Consider the following 17,288-nt stretch of genomic DNA (forward strand, 5'->3'; position numbering starts at 1 on the left):
GGGCGGGGCTTCAACCCCGACGCTTTTCGGCCGACTCGCCCGAATCCCGAAACCGATTTGCCGAAGCGACCGTAACGAAAAGCATCGGGTCTGAAGCCCCACGAAAGACCTCGCGGCTTTACCTGATCTGGCGACGCGGTCACGTTCGGTCCGCACCGTTCCACCACCATCGCCCACCGCTAACACCGTTTGCGCGAGGATCAGACGATTCGGGCCAAGCCCGCATCCGGAGTCCCGCATGACCAAGGCGTCCGACCTGTTCGTCGCCGCGCTCGAGGCCGAAGGCGTGGAATACGTCTTCGGCATTCCCGGCGAGGAAAACCTCGACCTGCTCGAATCGATGCGTACCTCGACGATCAAACTCGTCCTCACCCGTCACGAACAGGCCGCCGGCTTCATGGCCGCGACCTACGGCCGCCTCACCGGCAAGGCGGGCGTGTGCCTGTCCACGCTGGGACCGGGCGCGACCAACCTGGTCACCGCCGCGGCCTACGCCCAGCTCGGCGCCATGCCGATGCTGATGATCACCGGGCAGAAACCGATCAAGACCAGCAAGCAAGGCCATTTCCAGATCGTCGACGTGGTCGACACGATGCGCCCGCTGACCAAGTACACCCGCCAGATCGTCGCCGCCGACAGCATCCCGGCGCGGGTGCGCGAAGCCTTTCGTCGCGCCGAGGAAGAACGCCCGGGCGCGGTGCATCTGGAACTGCCGCAGGACATCGCCGGCGACCCGACCCAGGCGCGGCTGATCCCGGCCTCGTTCTCGCGCCGCCCGGTCGCCGAGGACAAAGCGATCGAACGCGCCGCCGAAGCGATCGCGAACGCGCGCCATCCGATCCTGATGATCGGCGCCGGCGCCAACCGCAAGACCACCTCGAAAACCCTCGATGCCTTCGTCGCCAAGCTCGGCATCCCCTACTTCACCACCCAGATGGGCAAGGGCGTGCTCGACGAAGAAGGCCCGCTGTGGCTCGGCAACGCCGCGCTGTCGGACCACGACTTCGTCCATCGCGCGATCGACGCGGCCGACTGCATCATCAACATCGGCCACGACGTGATCGAGAAACCGCCGTTCTTCATGCGCGAAGGCCGGCGCACGGTGATCCACGTCAATTACGCCAGCGCCGAGGTCGACGCGGTGTATTTCCCGCAGATCGAAGTGATCGGCGACATCGCCCATTCGGTGTGGCGATTGTCCGAAGCGATCGAGCCGCAGCCGCACTGGGACTTCGCCTTCTTCGATCGCGTGCGCACGGCGATGCTCGAACACCTGCGCGATCGCAGCGACGACGACCGTTTTCCGCTGGCGCCGCAACGCATCGTCGCCGACCTGCGCAGCGCGCTGTCGCCGCGCGACGTGGTCTGCCTCGACAACGGCCTGTACAAGCTGTGGTTCGCGCGCAACTACCGCTGCCGCGAACCCAACACCTTATTGCTCGACAACGCCCTGGCGACGATGGGCGCCGGCCTGCCCTCGGCGATCGGCGCGCGCATCGTGTGTCCGGACCGCAAGGTCGTCGCGGTCTGCGGCGACGGCGGTTTCATGATGAATTCGCAGGAGCTGGAAACCGCGGTGCGGCTGGGCCTGGACCTGGTCGTGCTGGTGTTGCGCGACGATGCCTACGGCATGATCAAGTGGAAACAGGCGCACGAACGCTATCCTAGTTACGGCATGGACCTGGGCAACCCCGACTTCGTCGCCTACGCGCGCAGTTACGGCGCGCGCGGGCATCGGCCGCAATCCAGCGATGCGTTCTTGCCTTTGTTGCGTGAGGCATTGGATACGCCGGGGGTGGATGTGATCGAAGTACCGATCGATTACCGCGACGACGACCGCATTCTCAACGAAGACATTCCGCGGCTGGCCGCGGCGGTGCAGTGAGCGCGTCAGCGCCCGCGGTCCGACCCGACCCTCGATGCGAGCAATCTCCCCGACCTTGACCTCCCAGGAGAACCCAATGGCCAAGCCGAACAAGAAAAAACCCGCCAAGCCCGCCAAGGGACTCAAGACCAGTTATCCCTACTACCTGGCCAACCGCCCGGTCGCCGCCAACACCGAACTGGAAGTGCTGGACAAGTACACCGGCAAGCGCGCGACCCGCGTCGCCATGGCCGACGCGGCCGCGGTGCGCAAGGCGATCGTCGCCGCGCACAAGGCGCGCGAGGCGATGGCCGCGTTCACCCCCGACCGCCGCCGCGACGTGCTCGAACACTGCGTGCGCCGCTTCAGCGAGCGCTTCGAAGAACTCGCGCTCGCCCTGTGCATCGAAGCGGGCAAGCCGATCAAGGACGCGCGCGGCGAAGTCACCCGCCTGATCGACACCTTCCGCATCGCCGCCGGCGAAGCCACCCGCATCGACGGCCAGATCATCGAATTGCAGATCTCCGAACGCACGCGCGGCTATCGCGGCATGGTCAAGCGCGTGCCGATCGGGCCGTGCAGCTTCATCACTCCGTTCAATTTCCCGCTCAACCTGGTCGCGCACAAGGTCGCCCCGGCGATCGCCGCCGGTTGCCCGTTCGTGCTCAAGCCGGCGATCAAGACCCCGGTCGGCGCGCTGATCATCGCCGAGGTGCTGGCCGAAACCGACCTGCCCGAAGGCGCGTTCTCGGTGCTGTGCTGTTCGAACGAGGACGCGTCCTTGCTGGTCGAGGACGAGCGCATCAAGTTGCTCAGCTTCACCGGCGGCCTGATCGGCTGGGACCTCAAGGCGCGCTCGGGCAAGAAGAAAGTCACCCTGGAACTGGGCGGCAACGCGGCCTGCATCGTCGACGCCGATCCCGGCGTGAGCCTGGATCACGTGGTCGAGCGTCTGGTGTTCGGCGCGTACTACCAAAGCGGCCAGAGCTGCATCAGCGTGCAACGCATCTACGCGCATGCCGATATCTACGACAAGCTGCGCAAGAAGCTCAAGGCCGCGATCGGCGCGTTGCGCATGGGCGACCCGCGGGTCGACACCACCTTCATCGGCCCGGTGGTCGACGAAGACGCGGCCAAGCGCATCCAGTCGTGGATCGACGCGGCGGTCAAGGGCGGCGCCAGGCGCATCAACGGCGGCGCGCGCGAAGGCAACATGATTCCGGCGACCTTGCTGGAGAAAGTTCCGCTCGACGCCGATCTTTATCGCAAGGAAGTGTTCGGGCCGGTCGCGCTGATCGAACCGTTCGACGATTTCGACAGCGCGCTGGCGCAGGTCAACCGCAGCGACTTCGGCCTGCAGGCCGGCGTGTTCACCGGCCGCCTGGATCACGCGATGAAGGCCTGGGACGTGCTCGACGTCGGCGGCGTCATCGTCGGCGACGTGCCGAGCTTCCGGGTCGACAACATGCCTTACGGCGGAGTCAAGGATTCCGGACTGGGGCGTGAAGGCGTGCGCTATGCGATCGAGGATATGAGCGAGCAGCGTTTGCTGGTGATTCGCGACGCAGTGGCCTGAAGCGGCGACATCGCCAAACAACCGCGCAACCGAAAGCCCCTCTCCCGCAAGCGGGAGAGGGGTTGGGGTGAGGGGCTTCAAGCCATCGCGCCACCCTCATCCGGCCCTTCGGGCCACCTTCTCCCGCTCGCGGGAGAAGGACATGGCAAGCCGAAAGTTCATGCCCAGCCGGTGGCATCGCAGCCCCGAAAAAATCTTTCGCCACCCTCAACCCCACTGCCCACAGCGGCGCGTTTCATTCCCCAGGTCCACACACCAGGGAAGCCGCCATGCACGCTCGCACCTCGCCCGCCGCCTCACCGCGCCTGATCCGCAACCACCTCGGCGCGGCGCTGGCCGCCGCGCTCGCCCTGTCGCTGGCGGGCTGCCAGGCGACCGGCGATGTCGCCCCGTCGCAGTCGCAGGCAACGCAGGCGCCGGCCAAGAACCAAGCCGTCGGTACCGACGCGACCGCCGACGTCCGCTCGCGCAACGATGCGCCGGCCGATGCGGCCGCCGCGGCCGAGCCCGCCGCCAAGGCCGAAGCCAGGCCCGAAGCCGAACGCGCCAACCTGGGCGCCACCACCCTGGCCAAACCCGCCGGCAGCGTCGAAGCGAAATCCGTCGCGTCCGCGCCTGCGTACTACGCGACCCCGCGCGAGCAGTCGCTCGACCGGATCGAAGTCACCGGCTCGCGCATCGCCCCGACCTACGCCAAGCGCATGGCGATGCCCGCCGCCGTCGCCGCCGCCGCGCCGGGCTTCCTCGCGCCGCCCCCGCCGCCGCCCGCGCCGCCGTATTCGCAGCCGGCCAACACCGAAAAATACGCCCAGCGCGAAGACAATCCGGTCCAGCGCACCCGCGAGCAGCCGCTGTCGACCTTCTCGATCGACGTCGACACCGGCAGCTACACCAACGTGCGGCGCATGCTCAACGACGGCCTGCGTCCGCCGGCCGACGCGGTGCGCGCCGAGGAGTTCATCAATTACTTCGACTACGGCCACGCCGCGCCGACTTCGCTGGCGACGCCGTTCAAGGTCAGCACCGAACTCGCGCCGGCGCCGTGGAATGCGCAGCGTCAGCTGCTGATGATCGGCATCAAGGGCTATGAGGTGCCGAAGAAGAATCTGCCGCCGGCCAACCTAGTGTTCCTGATCGATACCTCCGGCTCGATGAATTCGCCCGACAAGCTGCCGCTGCTCAAGAGCGCGTTCTCGATGCTCGCAAAGCAGTTGCGTCCGCAGGACCGGATTTCCATCGTGGTCTACGCGGGTTCGGCCGGTCTGGTGTTGCCGCCGACCCCGGGCGACCGTCAGGAAGAAATCCTCGCCGCGCTCGATCGCCTGCAGGCCGGCGGCAGCACCAACGGCGGCGACGGCATCCGCCTGGCCTATGCGACGGCCAGGCAGGCCTACGTCAAGAACGGCGTCAACCGGGTGATCCTGGCCACCGACGGCGACTTCAACGTCGGCACGGTCGACAACAACGCGCTGGAGACCATGGTCGCCGATCAGCGCAAGAGCGGCGTCGCGCTGACCACGCTCGGTTTCGGCAGCGGCAACTACAACGACGAACTGTCCGAGAAGCTGGCCGATGTCGGCGACGGCAACCACGCCTACATCGATACCTTGCAGGAAGCGCGCAAGGTGCTGGTCGAGGAAATGGGCTCGACCCTGATGACCATCGCCCGCGACGTCAAGATCCAGATCGAATTCAACCCGGCGCAGGTCGCCGAGTACCGCCTGATCGGCTACGAAAACCGCCTGCTCAAGCGCGAGGACTTCGCCAACGACAAGGTCGACGCCGGCGATATCGGCGCGGGCCACGAGGTCACCGCCTTGTACGAACTGACCCCGGTCGGTTCCAGCGCGACCCGCTTGCCCGCGCTGCGTTACGCCAACGAGGCCGCGAGCAGCGGCGGCGGCAACGAGATCGCCAACCTCAAGCTGCGCTACAAGCGCCCGGGCGAGGATCGCAGCGTGTTGATCGAAACCCCGGTGCAGCGTTCCAGCCTGCGCGTGGTCGCGAGCGAACCGATGCGCATGGCCGCCTCGGTCGCCGCGTTCGCCGATGCGTTGCGCGGCGCCAGTCAGTACGACGGCTGGGGCTGGGAGCAGATCGCCGCCACCGCGCGCGGTCTCAAACAGGCCGACCCCACCGGTCAGCGCGCCGAGTTCGTGCGTCTGGTCGAACGCGCCAAGGCCCAGATCGGCGAACTCAAGCCGAGCAGCGGCGTGGCGATCAGCGAGTAAGGCTGCGGGCGTCGTCCGTGGCGGGTTCGACGATGTCAGGCTCGTCGAACTGCGCGCGGACGGCGCCCTCTTTTTGCCCGCCATCGGGCGGCGCGACCTCGCCCGAGGCCTCGCCCGAGGCGTCGATCGAACCGTCCACTAGGTCTTCGCCGTCGAAAATCCGCAGTTCGCTGCGGATCGCCTCGGCCGGACGTCCGAACAGATAACCCTGCCCGTAAGTGCAGCCGAGTTCGCGCAGGACCAGGCGTTGCGCGTGGGTCTCCACCCCTTCGCCGATGGTGTGGATGCCGAGCGTGCCGGCCAGCGCCTGGATCGCGCGCACCACCGCGATGCTTTCGGGGCGCGATTCGCCGACCAACCCCGCGACGAAACTCTGATCGATCTTCAGACACTCGATCGGGAATCGATGTAAATACGACAACGCCGAAAACCCCGTACCGAAATCGTCCAGCTGCGCCAACACCCCGTGCTTGCGCAAGGTCTGCAGCATCCGCAGCGCGCGCGGCACGTCGTCGAGCAGCGCCACCTCGGTGATTTCGATGCGCAGCCGGCGCGGATCGGCGCCGGCCTCGTCGATCATGCGCAGCAGGCGGTCGGCGAAATCGTGAGCGCGGAAATGCCGCGGCGACACGTTGACCGAGATATAGCCATGGCCGCCGCGCGCGAGCTGCGCGATCACCCGCGCGTACAAGATCCAGTCGGCTTCCTCGATCAGCCCGCTGTCCTCGCCCAGGCCGATGAATTCGCGCGGCAACAACAGCCCGCGTTTTTCGTGACGCCAGCGCAGCAGCGCCTCGTGGCCGATCACGGTCTGGTCGTCGAGCCGCACGATCGGCTGGTAATGGGCGATGAAGGCATCGCCGTTGATGGCGCGGCGCAGGTCGGCTTCCAGATCGAGGATGCGCAGCGCCTGCTCGCGCATCTCCTCGTCGAACACCGCGAAGCGGCCGCGGCCGGCGCCCTTGGCGCGGTACATCGCCGCGTCCGCGTCGCGCAGCAGCTCGGTGCCGCTGCGGTAGCGCGGATGCCACATGGCGATGCCGACGCTGGCCGAGGGGAACACCTCGCGCCCGGCCACCCAGCACGGCTCGCCGAGCGCGCGCAGCACGCGTTGGGCGAGGTCTTCGGCGACGATCAGGCCGTCGATGCTCTCGATCAGGATCGCGAATTCGTCGCCGCCCAGGCGCGCGACCATGTCGCCGCTGCGCACCGTGGCGATGATGCGCCGGCTGCTTTCGATCAGCAGCTCGTCGCCGGCCGAATGGCCGACGCTGTCGTTGACCAGCTTGAACCGGTCCAGGTCCAGGAACAGCACCGCGAACGGTCGGTTGTCGCGTTCGGCGTGGGAGATCGCGTAGTCCAGCCGTTCGAGCAGCTGGCCGCGATTGGGCAGCCCGGTCAGCGCGTCGTGCAGCGCCTGATGGGTCAGCTTCTGCTCGGCGCGCACGCGCTCGCCGATCTGGGCGACCAGTTCGGCGTTGGTGTGGGCGAGTTCGCGGGTGCGGGTGGCGACGCGTTGCTCGAGTTCGCCGTGCGCGGTGACCAGCCGGTCCTGCGCCTGCTTGCGCGCCAGGCCGATGCTGATGTGGTGGGCGACGAAGGTCAGCAGTTCCTGGTCGCGCGCGTTGAAGCTGATAGCGCGCGAATAGCTCTGGATCGCGATCACCCCGACCACGGTGTCGTCGCGGAACAGCGGCACGCCGAGCCAGCAATGCGCGGCCGAGCCGTGGCTGCGCACTTCGCCGCGGCTGTTGAGCTCGGCGATGCGGTGGCGGTCGGCCAGCAGCGGCCGGCCCTGGCGGATCACGTATTCGGTCAGGCCGTCGGCGAGCAGACGGGTTTCGCGGATCACGTCGAGTTCGTCGATCGAATACGGAAACTGCAGGCGCTCGCCGTCGTCCGACAGCAGCGCGATATAGAAATTGCGCGCGTACAGCAGTTCGCTGACCACGTCGTGGACCTGGGAATAGAAGCGTTCCAGGGTGTCGGAGGTGATGGTCAGCTCGGCGATCCGGAACAGCGCGCGCTGCAGGCGTTCGGAACGCTGGCGTTCGATGATCTCGGCCTGCAGGTCGCGGTTGCTCAGCTGCAGGGCGTAGGTGCGCTCGGTGACCCGGCGTTCGAGCTCCTCGCGGGCGCGGAAGCGGTCGAGCGCGGTCAGGATGTGCTGGGCGACGAACGACAGCAGCGCGCGGTCCTCGTCGCCGTAGCTGCCGGCGCTGTCGTAGTGCTGGACCACGATCGCGCCGCACACGCGTTCGTCGCGGCGCATCGGCACGCCGAGCCAGTCGGCGCTGTCGGGGCCGTGGTGGGCGTCGTCGGCCACGCCCAGGCGCTGGCGCAGGTCGGCCGAACTGCCCTGCAGCGCCTCGCCGTGGCGCAGCAGCGCCAGGGTCAGGCTGGTCGGCATCTCGTCGCCGCGGATCGCCTTGGTCGGGTCGGCCACGTAAGGGTCGTTGCAGTCGGCGAAGTACAGAAAGCGCATCGTGTCGAGCACGTCGTCGTACAGCACGATGTAGAAATTCTCGGCGTACATCAGCCCGCAGACCACGCCGTGGATGCGGCTGAGCAGGTCGGTCATCTCCAGCCCGGACCCGGCCAGGTCGGCGATGCCGTACAGGGCCTGCTGCAGGCGCTCGGATTTCTCCAATGCCTCGGCGCGGGCATGCGCGCGCACCGCCGACAGGTCGGCGGCGACGATCCGCCGCGCCATCGCCAGCCAGGCCGCGCGCAAGGCGGTCGGCAGGGCCTGCGGCAGGTGCGCGACGATGCTGGCGCGGCTGCGGTCCTCCAGCCACCAGGCCGCCTCGATGCGGTCGCCGTAGCGGTCGTCGGAGGCGCCGATCGCGGGCGGATCGCGTTCGAGCAGGACCCGCGCGGCGTCGCGCAGCGCGTGCTCGCCGCCGGGGGTGCACGATTCGGAAATCTGGCCGTGCGGCGCGGCGCGCCAGCACACCACCACCTGCGACCCGGCCGGCAGCGCTTCCTGCAGCGCGCAGGCCAAGGCCTCGTCGGTGGAGGTCTCGCTGACCGTTGCCCCTTGCATTACTTCGTTCCGCACCGGTTCGCCGCCTTCTACGCAGGACGCAGGATAACGCGAGCTTCACGCCAGCGCCGCAGGCCCGGCCCTGGCCGACAACCCCATCCCCGGCCCCGGGCCGTTGTTACCTGCATGCAACTGGCCCTGCAACCTTCGCTATACGACGCGCTTTGCTCGCGCAAGCGCTTCCCGTCGGCGCCGTCAGGCCGTACCCTGCCGCGGATGAATTCCGCTGCGGATGCGAGCGACGACGTACTCATGCTGGCCTGGACGGGCGGCGACGTCGCCGCGTTCGAGGTTCTGTACGCGCGCCATCGCGGCCCTTTGTACCGCTTCCTGCTGCGGCAGATCCGTGATTCGGCGCTCGCCGACGAATTCTTCCAGGACATCTGGCAGCGCGTGATCGGCGCGCGCCATGGCTGGAAGCCCGATGCGCAGTTCAGCACCTGGCTGTTCCGGATCGCCCACAACCGCCTGAACGATCACTGGCGCGGCCTCAAGCACCGCCCGCCGGCGCCCGACGACGGCGACGAGCGTGCCGCGCGCGTGCCCGACCCGACCACGCCCGAGCGCGAACTGTCCGAATTCGAACAGCGCCGCCGCCTGCAGCGCGCGATCGAGGAATTGCCCGAGGAGCAGCGCGAAGTGGTGTTGCTGCGGCTGGAACAGGAACTGAGTCTGGAGGAGATCGGCGAGATCACGGGGGCCGGCCGCGAGACAGTCAAATCCAGGCTGCGCTACGCGATGGACAAGTTGCGCGCGAGGTTGACCGAATGAACCGCCGTCCCGACGCCCCCGATCCCTTGTCGCCCGAAGAACGCGAGCTGGCCCAGCGCCTGCTGCGGCTGGGCCCGAGCGACGGCCCCTCGCCGGCGCTGGACGCGCGCATCCTCGCCGCCGCGCACGCCGCGGTGGCGACGACGCAGCAGCCGCGCCTGCGCGTGCAGCCCCGGCAACGCTGGCCGATGTGGATCGGCGTGGCCGCCTCGCTGTGCCTGGCGGTCGGCATCGCTTGGCAGCTGCGGCCGGCGGCGACGAAGATGGAAGCGGTCCAGCAGGAACAAGACGCCGCCGTGGTCGCGCGCGCCCAGGCCGAACCGGTCGCCGACAGCGGCGGTGCCCAGTCCGACGAAATCCAGGCCGACGCGGCTGCGGCGGCCCCCGCCCCGGCTGCGGCGTCGGTCGCCGCGCCGGCGAAGCCGACCGAGGCGATGCCCGGCGCCGACATGGCCGCCGACAGCGTGGCCGATGCCGTCGCGCCGGCGGCGATGACACCCGCTCCGGTAACCGCCCAATCGGCACCGCCCGCGTCGTCGGCGCCGCCCAAGGCGATCGCCGAAGAAGGCGAAGCCGCCAAGCGCAGCCGCGCCGAAACCCCGGCCAGCGCGCAGGCCGCCGCCGCGACCGAGGCACGCGTGTCCATACGCCGCGTGCAGGTCCCGCCGGCCGAACGCGAACTCAAGTCCGCCCCGGCGATGGCGCCGCCCCCGCCGCCCGCGCCGTCGGCGCCGATGGGCGTGATGTCGGCGCCCGTGCCGGTCGACGCCGCCGCCAACGCCGGATGGGCCTCGCCCGCGGACAACCTGAGCAGCAAGCGCGCGGCGAAGGCCGCGGCCGTCGCCGCGGACGCGGCGACCCTGGGCAAGGCCGAGGCCTACAGCGAGCGCGCCGATGTCCAGGCCGCGCCCGAGCCGTCGAGCAAGAGCAGCAATGCCTCGCCGACCCTCGATCGCATCGAAGTGACCGGCAGCCGCATCGGCAACGACGCCAGCGACGAAAGCCGTCTGGCCCCGGCCGAATGGCTCGACCGCATCCGCGGCTACCGCGACGACGGGCAGGCCGAGCGCGCACGCGAGAGCCTGCAACGCTTCCGCCGCGCCCATCCGCACACGCGGGTGCCCGACGACCTGCGCGCGCTGCTGAAATGAGCACGGCCGCCCTGGCGCGGCCGGCGGCGGCCCGGTGCGATGCATGCCGCGCGCGTCAGCGCCTGCGCATGAGCCCGCGCCGATGAGCGACGGCGCCCCGGGCGCGACCCTCGCCGCGCGCGCCAGTCACCAGATCGAGGTCAAGCACAGCCGCTTCCTGGCCCTAGCCGCGCCGGTGACCACCCCCGCCGACGCATTGGACTTCGTGCAGGACGTCGCCGACCCCGACGCCACCCACAACTGCTGGGCCTACCGCATCGGCGGCGAATACCGCTTCAACGACGACGGCGAGCCCTCCGGCACCGCCGGGCGCCCGATCCTGGCCGCGATCGACGGCCAGGGCCTGGACCAGGTGGTGGCCGTGGTGACGCGCTGGTACGGTGGCATCAAGCTCGGCGCCGGCGGCCTGGTGCGCGCCTACGGCGGCAGCGCGGCCGAATGCCTGCGCCGCGCCGAACGCCGCGAACTGGTTCAATACGGCGAACTCGACCTGGCCTACCCGTTCGAAGACATCGGCGCGGTCCATGCCGCGTTGAACGCCTTCGGCGCGCACAAAGACCACGAACGCTTCGATGCCGACGGGGTGCGCGTGCGGATTCGCCTGCCTACGTCGCAATTGCCCGCCTTGAAAGCGCAGCTGCGCGACGCCACTCGTAATCGCGTGCGCCTGGACGATCCCGGCGAACGGAGCCCCAGCCGATGAACGCCACCCGATGACAGACTCCAGCGCCGGCTACCGAGCCGACACCCGCCGCGACCTGCAGAAAGCCCCGATCGGCAGCCTGCGCACCTTGTGGCCGTTCGTTCGCAAGTACCGCGGCTTGTTCATCGCCTGGCTGTTCGCCCTGGCCGCGTCCAGCGCCGCGACCCTGAGCATGCCGCTGGCGTTCAAGAAAATGATCGACCAGGGGTTCGCCCAGAGCGCCGGCGGCGGCGGCAGCAGCGCGATCGACCAGGCCTTCCTGATCCTGTTCCTGGTCGCGATCGCGCTGGCCCTGGCCACCGCGCTGCGCTTCTACCTGGTCTCGCTGCTCGGCGAAAAAGTGGTCGCCGACCTGCGCGAAACCCTGTACAGCCACGTGATCGCGCTGGACGCGGGCTTCCACGACCGCACCCGCAGCGGCGAACTGGTCTCGCGCCTGACCGCCGACGCCGAACTGCTGCGCAGCGTGGTCGGCTCAAGCATGTCGGTGGCCTTGCGCAGCTCGGTCACGGTGATCGGCAGCCTGGGCATGCTGTTCTATACCAGCCCGCGCCTGGCCGCCTACGCCCTGGTCGGCATCCCGCTGGCGGTGCTGCCGATCATCGTCGGCGGGCGCAAGCTGCAGAAGATCTCGCGCTCCACCCAGGACCGCATCGCCGACGCCAACACCCTGGCCAGCGAAACCCTCGGCGCGGTGCGCACGGTCCAGGCGCACGCGCGCGAACCCTACGAACAAGGCCGTTTCAGCGAATCGCTGCGGATCGCGGTCAAGACCGCGCGCAAGCGCATCACCGCCCAGGCCCTGGTCACCGCGACCGCCATCACCCTGGTGTTCGGCGCGATCACCCTGGTGCTGTGGTCCGGCGCGCACGACGTGGTCGCCGGCCGCCTGAGCGGCGGCACCCTGGGTCAGTTCGTGCTGTACGCCCTGATCGGCGGCGGCTCGATCGGCGCGCTGGCCGAAGTCTGGAACGACCTGCAGCGCGCGGCCGGCGGCATGGGCCGGATCAGCGAACTGCTCAACGAAACCAACGCGGTGCAGGCGCCGGCGCAGCCGACCTCGCTGCCGCGGCCGCTGCGCGGCGAGATCGTGTTCGACCGCATCGCCTTCCACTACCCGCAACGCGTGGACCTGCCTGCGCTGCAGAACTTCAGCCTGCGGGTCAATCCCGGCGAGACCGTGGCCCTGGTCGGCCCGTCCGGCGCCGGCAAGAGCACCGTGTTCTCGATCCTGCTGCGCTTCCACGATCCGCAGAGCGGCGCGGTGCGCGTGGACGGCATCGACGTGCGCGACACCGATCCGGCCGACCTGCGCGAATCGATCGCGCTGGTGCCGCAGCAGCCGACCATCTTCGCCACCACCGCGCGCGACAACATCCGCTACGGCCGGCTCGGCGCCAGCGACGAGGAAGTCGACCAGGCGGTGCGCGCCGCGCATGCCGAGGACTTCATCCGCGCCCTGCCCGAGGGGTTGTCGACCGAGCTGGGCGAACGCGGCGCGCGCCTGTCCGGCGGCCAGCAGCAGCGCATCGCGATCGCCCGCGCCCTGCTCAAGGACGCGCCGATCCTGCTGCTCGACGAAGCCACCAGCGCGCTCGACGCGCAAAGCGAACGCGCGGTGCAGCAGGCGCTGGAAACGCTGATGGAAGGCCGCACCACCCTGGTCATCGCCCATCGCCTGGCGACCGTGCTCAAGGCCGACCGGATCGTGGTCATGGACCGCGGCAGCATCGTCGCCGAGGGCACCCATGCGCAGCTGCTCGCCGAAGGCGGGTTGTATGCGGACCTGGCGAAGTTGCAGTTCCTGGATTGAAGCGCCGGGCATAGCGGTTCGCGTCGACGATTGCGGATTCGCTTCGTCGATGCGGCGCGAAGCGACTGTAGGAGCGGCGCAAACCGCGACCACGCCAATACCACCGCCGGCGAAACCCGAGCGCGGCCGGCGTAACCACTTGGCCGACACATTCACCGACACCCCGGCTGACATCGCCCTCGGCATCGACGAAGATCGCCGCAACTCCATGCCGCCGTCGCCATGACCCTTACCGCCGTCGCTTCCCACCCCGCCCGCCTGCGCCGGCCCAGCTGGCTCCTGGCCGCGACTCTCGCTACGGCGACGAGCGCCCTACCGCCAACCGCCTGGGCCGCGCCGCCGCAACCCAAGGTGGAAACCCTCGGCGTCTACAGCAACGTGCGCATCACCGGCAGCGGCGACGACCCGCACGCCGAAGGCTACGACTGCGAGCTGTACCGCGAGAACGGCCAGCTGTTCGGTCTGTTCTATTCCTCGCAGGGCATGGTCGGCGACACCCCGCGCGGACGCCTGCAGGACGTTCGCTACGACCCGGTTAAGCGCACGCTGTTCTTCCGCGCCAAGCTGACCCTCGGCCAGGAGATCAATCGCGACACAGGCCCCGACGGCCGCCCCTCGCGCGACCTGTTCGAATTCGACGGCACCCTCGACGGCAAGCGCCTGAGCGGCAGCCTGACCCACCGCGATGGCTATCGCCCGAGCGAACCGGGCGAACGCGAAACCGTGACCCTCAAGCTCGATCGCGAACGCAGCGCGCAGGCGCGCGAGTCCGCACCGGCCAGCCGCAAGGCCTGGCAAGCCGAAGACCTGCCGATGGGGCCGCAGTGGTGATGGGTGACCGGCGGGTTTCGATCCTCCGCTGAGCGCTACACCGGTGCGCGATCGCGCGATCAGCCGCGACCGACAAATCCATCGTCCCGAACCACATGCGAAGCCTCCGACAAAAAACGCCCCGCGGATGCGGGGCGTTCGTGCAGTCAACTAGCGACCGAAGCGATCAGCTCGTGACCAGGGCCAGCCCGTACTGACTCAGGACCGGGTTGATGCGCTCGAAGTAGGTCTGACGCTGCGAGGTCGGCACCGAGCAATTGTCGTTCTGGCCCGCGGGCAGATTGCCGCCCGAGGTCAGGCCCTGAGCCTGGCCGGCGGCGGTAATCCACGAACCGCCCGAATCGCCGCGACCGGTGCAATTGTTGGCCCGGGTCAAGCCGCTCACGGTGCCGAGGGTGCCGTAGTTGACCGTCACGTTCTTGGCCGTGATCGTGCCGCACTTGTACTGCGTGGTGCGGCCCGAACGGCAGACCGCCGCGCCGATCGCCGCTTCGGTGCTGCCCTTCACCGCGACGCTGCCGCCGGTGTAGTTGGTGACGCTCCCGAGCAGCGTATGGGTCGCGCCGATCGTCACCCAGGCGCGATCGGTATTGGGGAAATGCGACGCGGTGAACGTGCCCACATTGACGCCGCTGATCTGCACGCTCTGACCGGCCTTGGCGCAATGCCCCGCGGTCGCGAAGCCCTTGATCGTGCCCTTGGTGACCGGGAACCCGACCGAACACAGGCCGACTCGGCCGGTGCCGTCCGACAGCGGCATGCGGTATTCGATGCCGCCCTGCACCGTCGCGGTGGTCTGCGGGGTGCCCACCGCTTCCTCGACCCGGATCGAACTGATATCGGCGCCGCTGACAGCGACGAAATCGATCGCTTCCTCATCCGCGCCCGGCGCGACGCTCACCACCACCGAGTTGGTGGTCGGATCGACGTACCACGACTGCACGCCGCTGCGCAGCTTGCTGATGCCCGGCACGCGGCGCCGCGCGTCGCGATCGAGCGCCGCCATCGAATCGTTGAGCTGCTTCAAGCTGTGCCGGACATGACGCAACTCGACGCCGGCCACCGCGACGCTCTTCTGCGCGCCCGAGGTCGCCGCGACCACGCGATAGCTGCCGTCGTCGTTGCGCTCGACCCAACTGCCGGCGTAGCCGCTGCCGAGCGTGCGACGCAGCGCGGCTTCCTGGGTGGTGGCGATGCGGTCGGCTTGCACCATCTGCGCGACTTGCGCCGACGACAGGCCCAGATCGCGTTGCATGGCGAGCTTGAGAGTCGGGTTGAGACCGTCGGTGGCCATGGCGCTGCCGGCGGACAACGCGGCGACGGCCGCGACCAGGCTGGCGCGCGAGCGCAGATTCGACTTCGATACGGACATGTAAGAACTCCTGACTTGAGTATGCGAACACGGTCGACATCCATAAGACGCGACCGCAACGACATCGCCGTGAGCGACAGTGGCCGTTGCTTCGAAGTGCGATGCTCAAACAAGCGACGCACACCAGGAAGCCGAACGACGCAACCAGATAAAGACGATGCCGTCGCGATTGGCAAGGCAAAGCGTCGCGCTGCGGCGACGAAAAAAACCGAGCCCGTCACAGGAATGCGAATGCCATGGCGAAAAAATCGCTATCGCATCGTCGGCAATCGGCCTGTCGCTCGCGGGAGTACTGATAAAGCTTCCATCCAGAGCGCCAATGCAGCATTAAAAACTGCGCAAATAGCACTTTGCGCGCACATCGTGCGGCGTATGGACGAATCAACGATCAACGCAAGCACACAACCGTGCCGACGCGATCACGCAAAGCGTCGCTTGCATGCGTTTCGACCAAAGTCGCAACCGATCGCGGACCCGCATGTCGATCTATCCGATCCGATGGTCGCTGTACTCGGCGGTGGCGCGACCGCGGGAGCGGCATGAACGACAACGCCCCGCGCGAAGCGGGGCGTTGTGGGTCGATCAAAGTGACGCTGTCGCGATCAGCTGGTGACCAGGCTCAGTCCGTACTGGCTCAGGATTGGCCCCACGCGTTCGAACAGGCTGCTGCGCTGCGAGGCGGGGATGCCGCAGTTGTTGCCGTTCGACTGCACGTTGCCGCCGGACATCACGCCCTGCGCCTGGCCGGCGCTGGTGAACCACGAGCCGCCCGAATCGCCGCGGCCCATGCAGGCATTGCCCTGGGTCAGGCCGCGCACCGCGCCTTCGGCGTAGTTGGCGGTGACGTTCTTGGCGGTGATGTTGCCGCAGCGATAACCAGTGGTGCGGCCGGAACGGCACACCGCCGCGCCGATCGCGGCCTCGGCGCTGCCGCGGATCGCGATCGTGCCGCCGCTGTAGTTGCTGACCGCGCCCTGCAAGGTGTGGGCGCTGCCCACGCTGACCCAGGCGCGGTCGTTGCCCGGGAACACGCGCGCGGCGAACGAACCGACCTGGGTGCCGCCGATGCGCACGATCGCGCCGACCCCGCCGCAGTGGCCGGCGGTGACGAAGCCCTTGGTGGCGCCGCGGGTGACCGAGAAGCCGACCGAACACAAGGTGGCGTTGTTGATCGAATACTCGATGCCGCCGAGCACGTTGACCGAGGTTTGCAAGGTGCCCGGCACTTCTTCGATCCGCACCGCGCCGGCATCGGCGCCGCTGATCGCGACGAAATCCACCGCGCGTTCGCTGGCGCCCTGATCGACCCGCACCACCACCGCGTTGCTGACCGGATCGACGTACCAGCTCTGCACGCCGTCGAGCGGCTTGCTGATGCCCTTGACCCGCGCATTCGACGCCGCGTCGAGCTGCGCCATCGAATTCTGCAACTGCTTGAGGCTATGCCGCACGGTGCGCAGCTCGACCCCGCCGATCGCGCTGGCCTTGCGGGCGCCCGCGGTCGCGGCCACGACCTTGAACGAGCCGTCGGCGTTGCGCTCGATCCAACTGCCGGCGAACTGGCTGCCCAGATCGCGTTCGATCGCCGCCGCCTGGGTGCGCGCGAGTTTTTCGGTCTGCAGGTACTGGGCGATCTGGCCCGGGAAAATGCCCAGATCGCGTTGCATCGCGAACTTCAGCTCCGGGCTGACCTCATCGGCGGCGAACGCGGCGCCGGAAGACAGCGTGGCGACGGCGGCCACGACGCAGAAAACGGAAGCGCGCGCGAAACCGCGCGCATTGGACTTCGATACGGACATGCGAAGAACTCCTGAAGGAATCTGACATGGGATCGATGGAATGAAGCCGAGCGGCTTCTCGACGCCGCGGCATGGCGGCGGCCTCTCGTCGGCGAACCCGCGCGCAATCCGGATGCACACTGTGTTCGCGA

The 17,288-nt window shown here is 68.7% G+C and carries 12 protein-coding genes; 9 read left to right on the plus strand and 3 right to left on the minus strand.

What is annotated here, in order from left to right; all coding sequences use genetic code 11:
* Positions 1 to 238: 238 nt before the first annotated feature.
* The 3 genes from IEQ11_RS15525 to IEQ11_RS15535 all read left to right on the plus strand — a co-directional run bounded on the left by IEQ11_RS15525 (position 239) and on the right by IEQ11_RS15535 (position 5,671).
* Positions 239 to 1,885, plus strand: a complete 1,647-nt coding sequence (locus IEQ11_RS15525; protein ID WP_191823345.1) for an acetolactate synthase large subunit — start codon at positions 239 to 241, stop codon at positions 1,883 to 1,885.
* Positions 1,886 to 1,961: 76 nt separating this feature from the next.
* Positions 1,962 to 3,440: an aldehyde dehydrogenase family protein gene (locus IEQ11_RS15530; RefSeq protein WP_051547711.1), complete on the plus strand. Its 1,479-nt coding sequence runs from the start codon at positions 1,962 to 1,964 to the stop codon at positions 3,438 to 3,440.
* A gap of 269 nt (positions 3,441 to 3,709) precedes the next feature.
* The gene (locus IEQ11_RS15535; protein WP_343226507.1) at positions 3,710 to 5,671 is read left to right on the plus strand and encodes a vWA domain-containing protein; all 1,962 of its coding nucleotides are present in this window, start codon (positions 3,710 to 3,712) and stop codon (positions 5,669 to 5,671) included.
* Here IEQ11_RS15535 and IEQ11_RS15540 read toward each other — a convergent pair.
* Positions 5,661 to 8,717 (minus strand): EAL domain-containing protein, encoded by a 3,057-nt coding sequence (locus IEQ11_RS15540; protein WP_191823344.1) that lies wholly within the window; start codon positions 8,715 to 8,717, stop codon positions 5,661 to 5,663. The genes IEQ11_RS15535 and IEQ11_RS15540 overlap by 11 nt on opposite strands.
* Positions 8,718 to 8,933: 216 nt before the next feature.
* Between IEQ11_RS15540 and IEQ11_RS15545 the strand changes: the two genes are divergently transcribed.
* The 5 genes from IEQ11_RS15545 to IEQ11_RS15565 all read left to right on the plus strand — a co-directional run bounded on the left by IEQ11_RS15545 (position 8,934) and on the right by IEQ11_RS15565 (position 13,986).
* Complete coding sequence (locus IEQ11_RS15545) at positions 8,934 to 9,488, plus strand: RNA polymerase sigma factor (RefSeq protein WP_036112363.1); 555 nt, start codon at positions 8,934 to 8,936, stop codon at positions 9,486 to 9,488.
* Complete coding sequence (locus tag IEQ11_RS15550; RefSeq protein WP_191823343.1) at positions 9,485 to 10,639, plus strand: hypothetical protein; 1,155 nt, start codon at positions 9,485 to 9,487, stop codon at positions 10,637 to 10,639. The genes IEQ11_RS15545 and IEQ11_RS15550 overlap by 4 nt, the downstream gene beginning before the upstream one ends.
* Before the next feature lie 82 nt (positions 10,640 to 10,721).
* Positions 10,722 to 11,342, plus strand: coding sequence for an IMPACT family protein (locus IEQ11_RS15555; RefSeq protein ID WP_036112218.1), 621 nt, complete (start codon positions 10,722 to 10,724; stop codon positions 11,340 to 11,342).
* Between the two features lie 10 nt (positions 11,343 to 11,352).
* The gene (locus IEQ11_RS15560) at positions 11,353 to 13,155 is read left to right on the plus strand and encodes an ABC transporter transmembrane domain-containing protein (RefSeq protein ID WP_191823342.1); all 1,803 of its coding nucleotides are present in this window, start codon (positions 11,353 to 11,355) and stop codon (positions 13,153 to 13,155) included.
* Between the two features lie 351 nt (positions 13,156 to 13,506).
* A complete protein-coding gene (locus tag IEQ11_RS15565) occupies positions 13,507 to 13,986 on the plus strand; it encodes a hypothetical protein (protein ID WP_191823341.1) in 480 nt (159 codons plus the stop codon).
* Positions 13,987 to 14,152: 166 nt separating this feature from the next.
* Here the strand turns inward: IEQ11_RS15565 and IEQ11_RS15570 are convergent, their stop codons facing one another.
* On the minus strand, positions 14,153 to 15,358 hold the full coding sequence (locus tag IEQ11_RS15570; protein WP_191823340.1) for a S1 family peptidase: 1,206 nt from the start codon (positions 15,356 to 15,358) through the stop codon (positions 14,153 to 14,155).
* 69 nt (positions 15,359 to 15,427) lie between these two features.
* On the opposite strand from IEQ11_RS15570, the gene IEQ11_RS15575 reads away from it, so the two are divergent.
* Positions 15,428 to 15,901 (plus strand): hypothetical protein, encoded by a 474-nt coding sequence (locus IEQ11_RS15575; RefSeq protein ID WP_191823339.1) that lies wholly within the window; start codon positions 15,428 to 15,430, stop codon positions 15,899 to 15,901.
* Between the two features lie 59 nt (positions 15,902 to 15,960).
* On the opposite strand, the gene IEQ11_RS15580 is transcribed toward IEQ11_RS15575, so the two are convergent.
* Positions 15,961 to 17,157, minus strand: a complete 1,197-nt coding sequence (locus tag IEQ11_RS15580) for a S1 family peptidase (RefSeq protein WP_191823338.1) — start codon at positions 17,155 to 17,157, stop codon at positions 15,961 to 15,963.
* Positions 17,158 to 17,288: the final 131 nt, after the last annotated feature.

This window comes from Lysobacter capsici (genome assembly GCF_014779555.2).
In the GTDB taxonomy this organism is placed as follows: Bacteria; Pseudomonadota; Gammaproteobacteria; order Xanthomonadales; family Xanthomonadaceae; genus Lysobacter; species Lysobacter capsici.

Excerpts from the sequence above, each read along its gene's own strand:
- IEQ11_RS15525 (WP_191823345.1), top strand. The coding sequence starts at position 239 with ATGACCAAGGCGTCCGACCTGTTCGTCGCCGCGCTCGAGGCCGAAGGC.
- IEQ11_RS15530 (WP_051547711.1), top strand. The coding sequence starts at position 1,962 with ATGGCCAAGCCGAACAAGAAAAAACCCGCCAAGCCCGCCAAGGGACTC.
- IEQ11_RS15535 (WP_343226507.1), top strand. The coding sequence starts at position 3,710 with ATGCACGCTCGCACCTCGCCCGCCGCCTCACCGCGCCTGATCCGCAAC.
- IEQ11_RS15540 (WP_191823344.1), bottom strand. The coding sequence starts at position 8,717 with ATGCAAGGGGCAACGGTCAGCGAGACCTCCACCGACGAGGCCTTGGCC.
- IEQ11_RS15545 (WP_036112363.1), top strand. The coding sequence starts at position 8,934 with ATGAATTCCGCTGCGGATGCGAGCGACGACGTACTCATGCTGGCCTGG.
- IEQ11_RS15550 (WP_191823343.1), top strand. The coding sequence starts at position 9,485 with ATGAACCGCCGTCCCGACGCCCCCGATCCCTTGTCGCCCGAAGAACGC.
- IEQ11_RS15555 (WP_036112218.1), top strand. The coding sequence starts at position 10,722 with ATGAGCGACGGCGCCCCGGGCGCGACCCTCGCCGCGCGCGCCAGTCAC.
- IEQ11_RS15560 (WP_191823342.1), top strand. The coding sequence starts at position 11,353 with ATGACAGACTCCAGCGCCGGCTACCGAGCCGACACCCGCCGCGACCTG.
- IEQ11_RS15570 (WP_191823340.1), bottom strand. The coding sequence starts at position 15,358 with ATGTCCGTATCGAAGTCGAATCTGCGCTCGCGCGCCAGCCTGGTCGCG.
- IEQ11_RS15580 (WP_191823338.1), bottom strand. The coding sequence starts at position 17,157 with ATGTCCGTATCGAAGTCCAATGCGCGCGGTTTCGCGCGCGCTTCCGTT.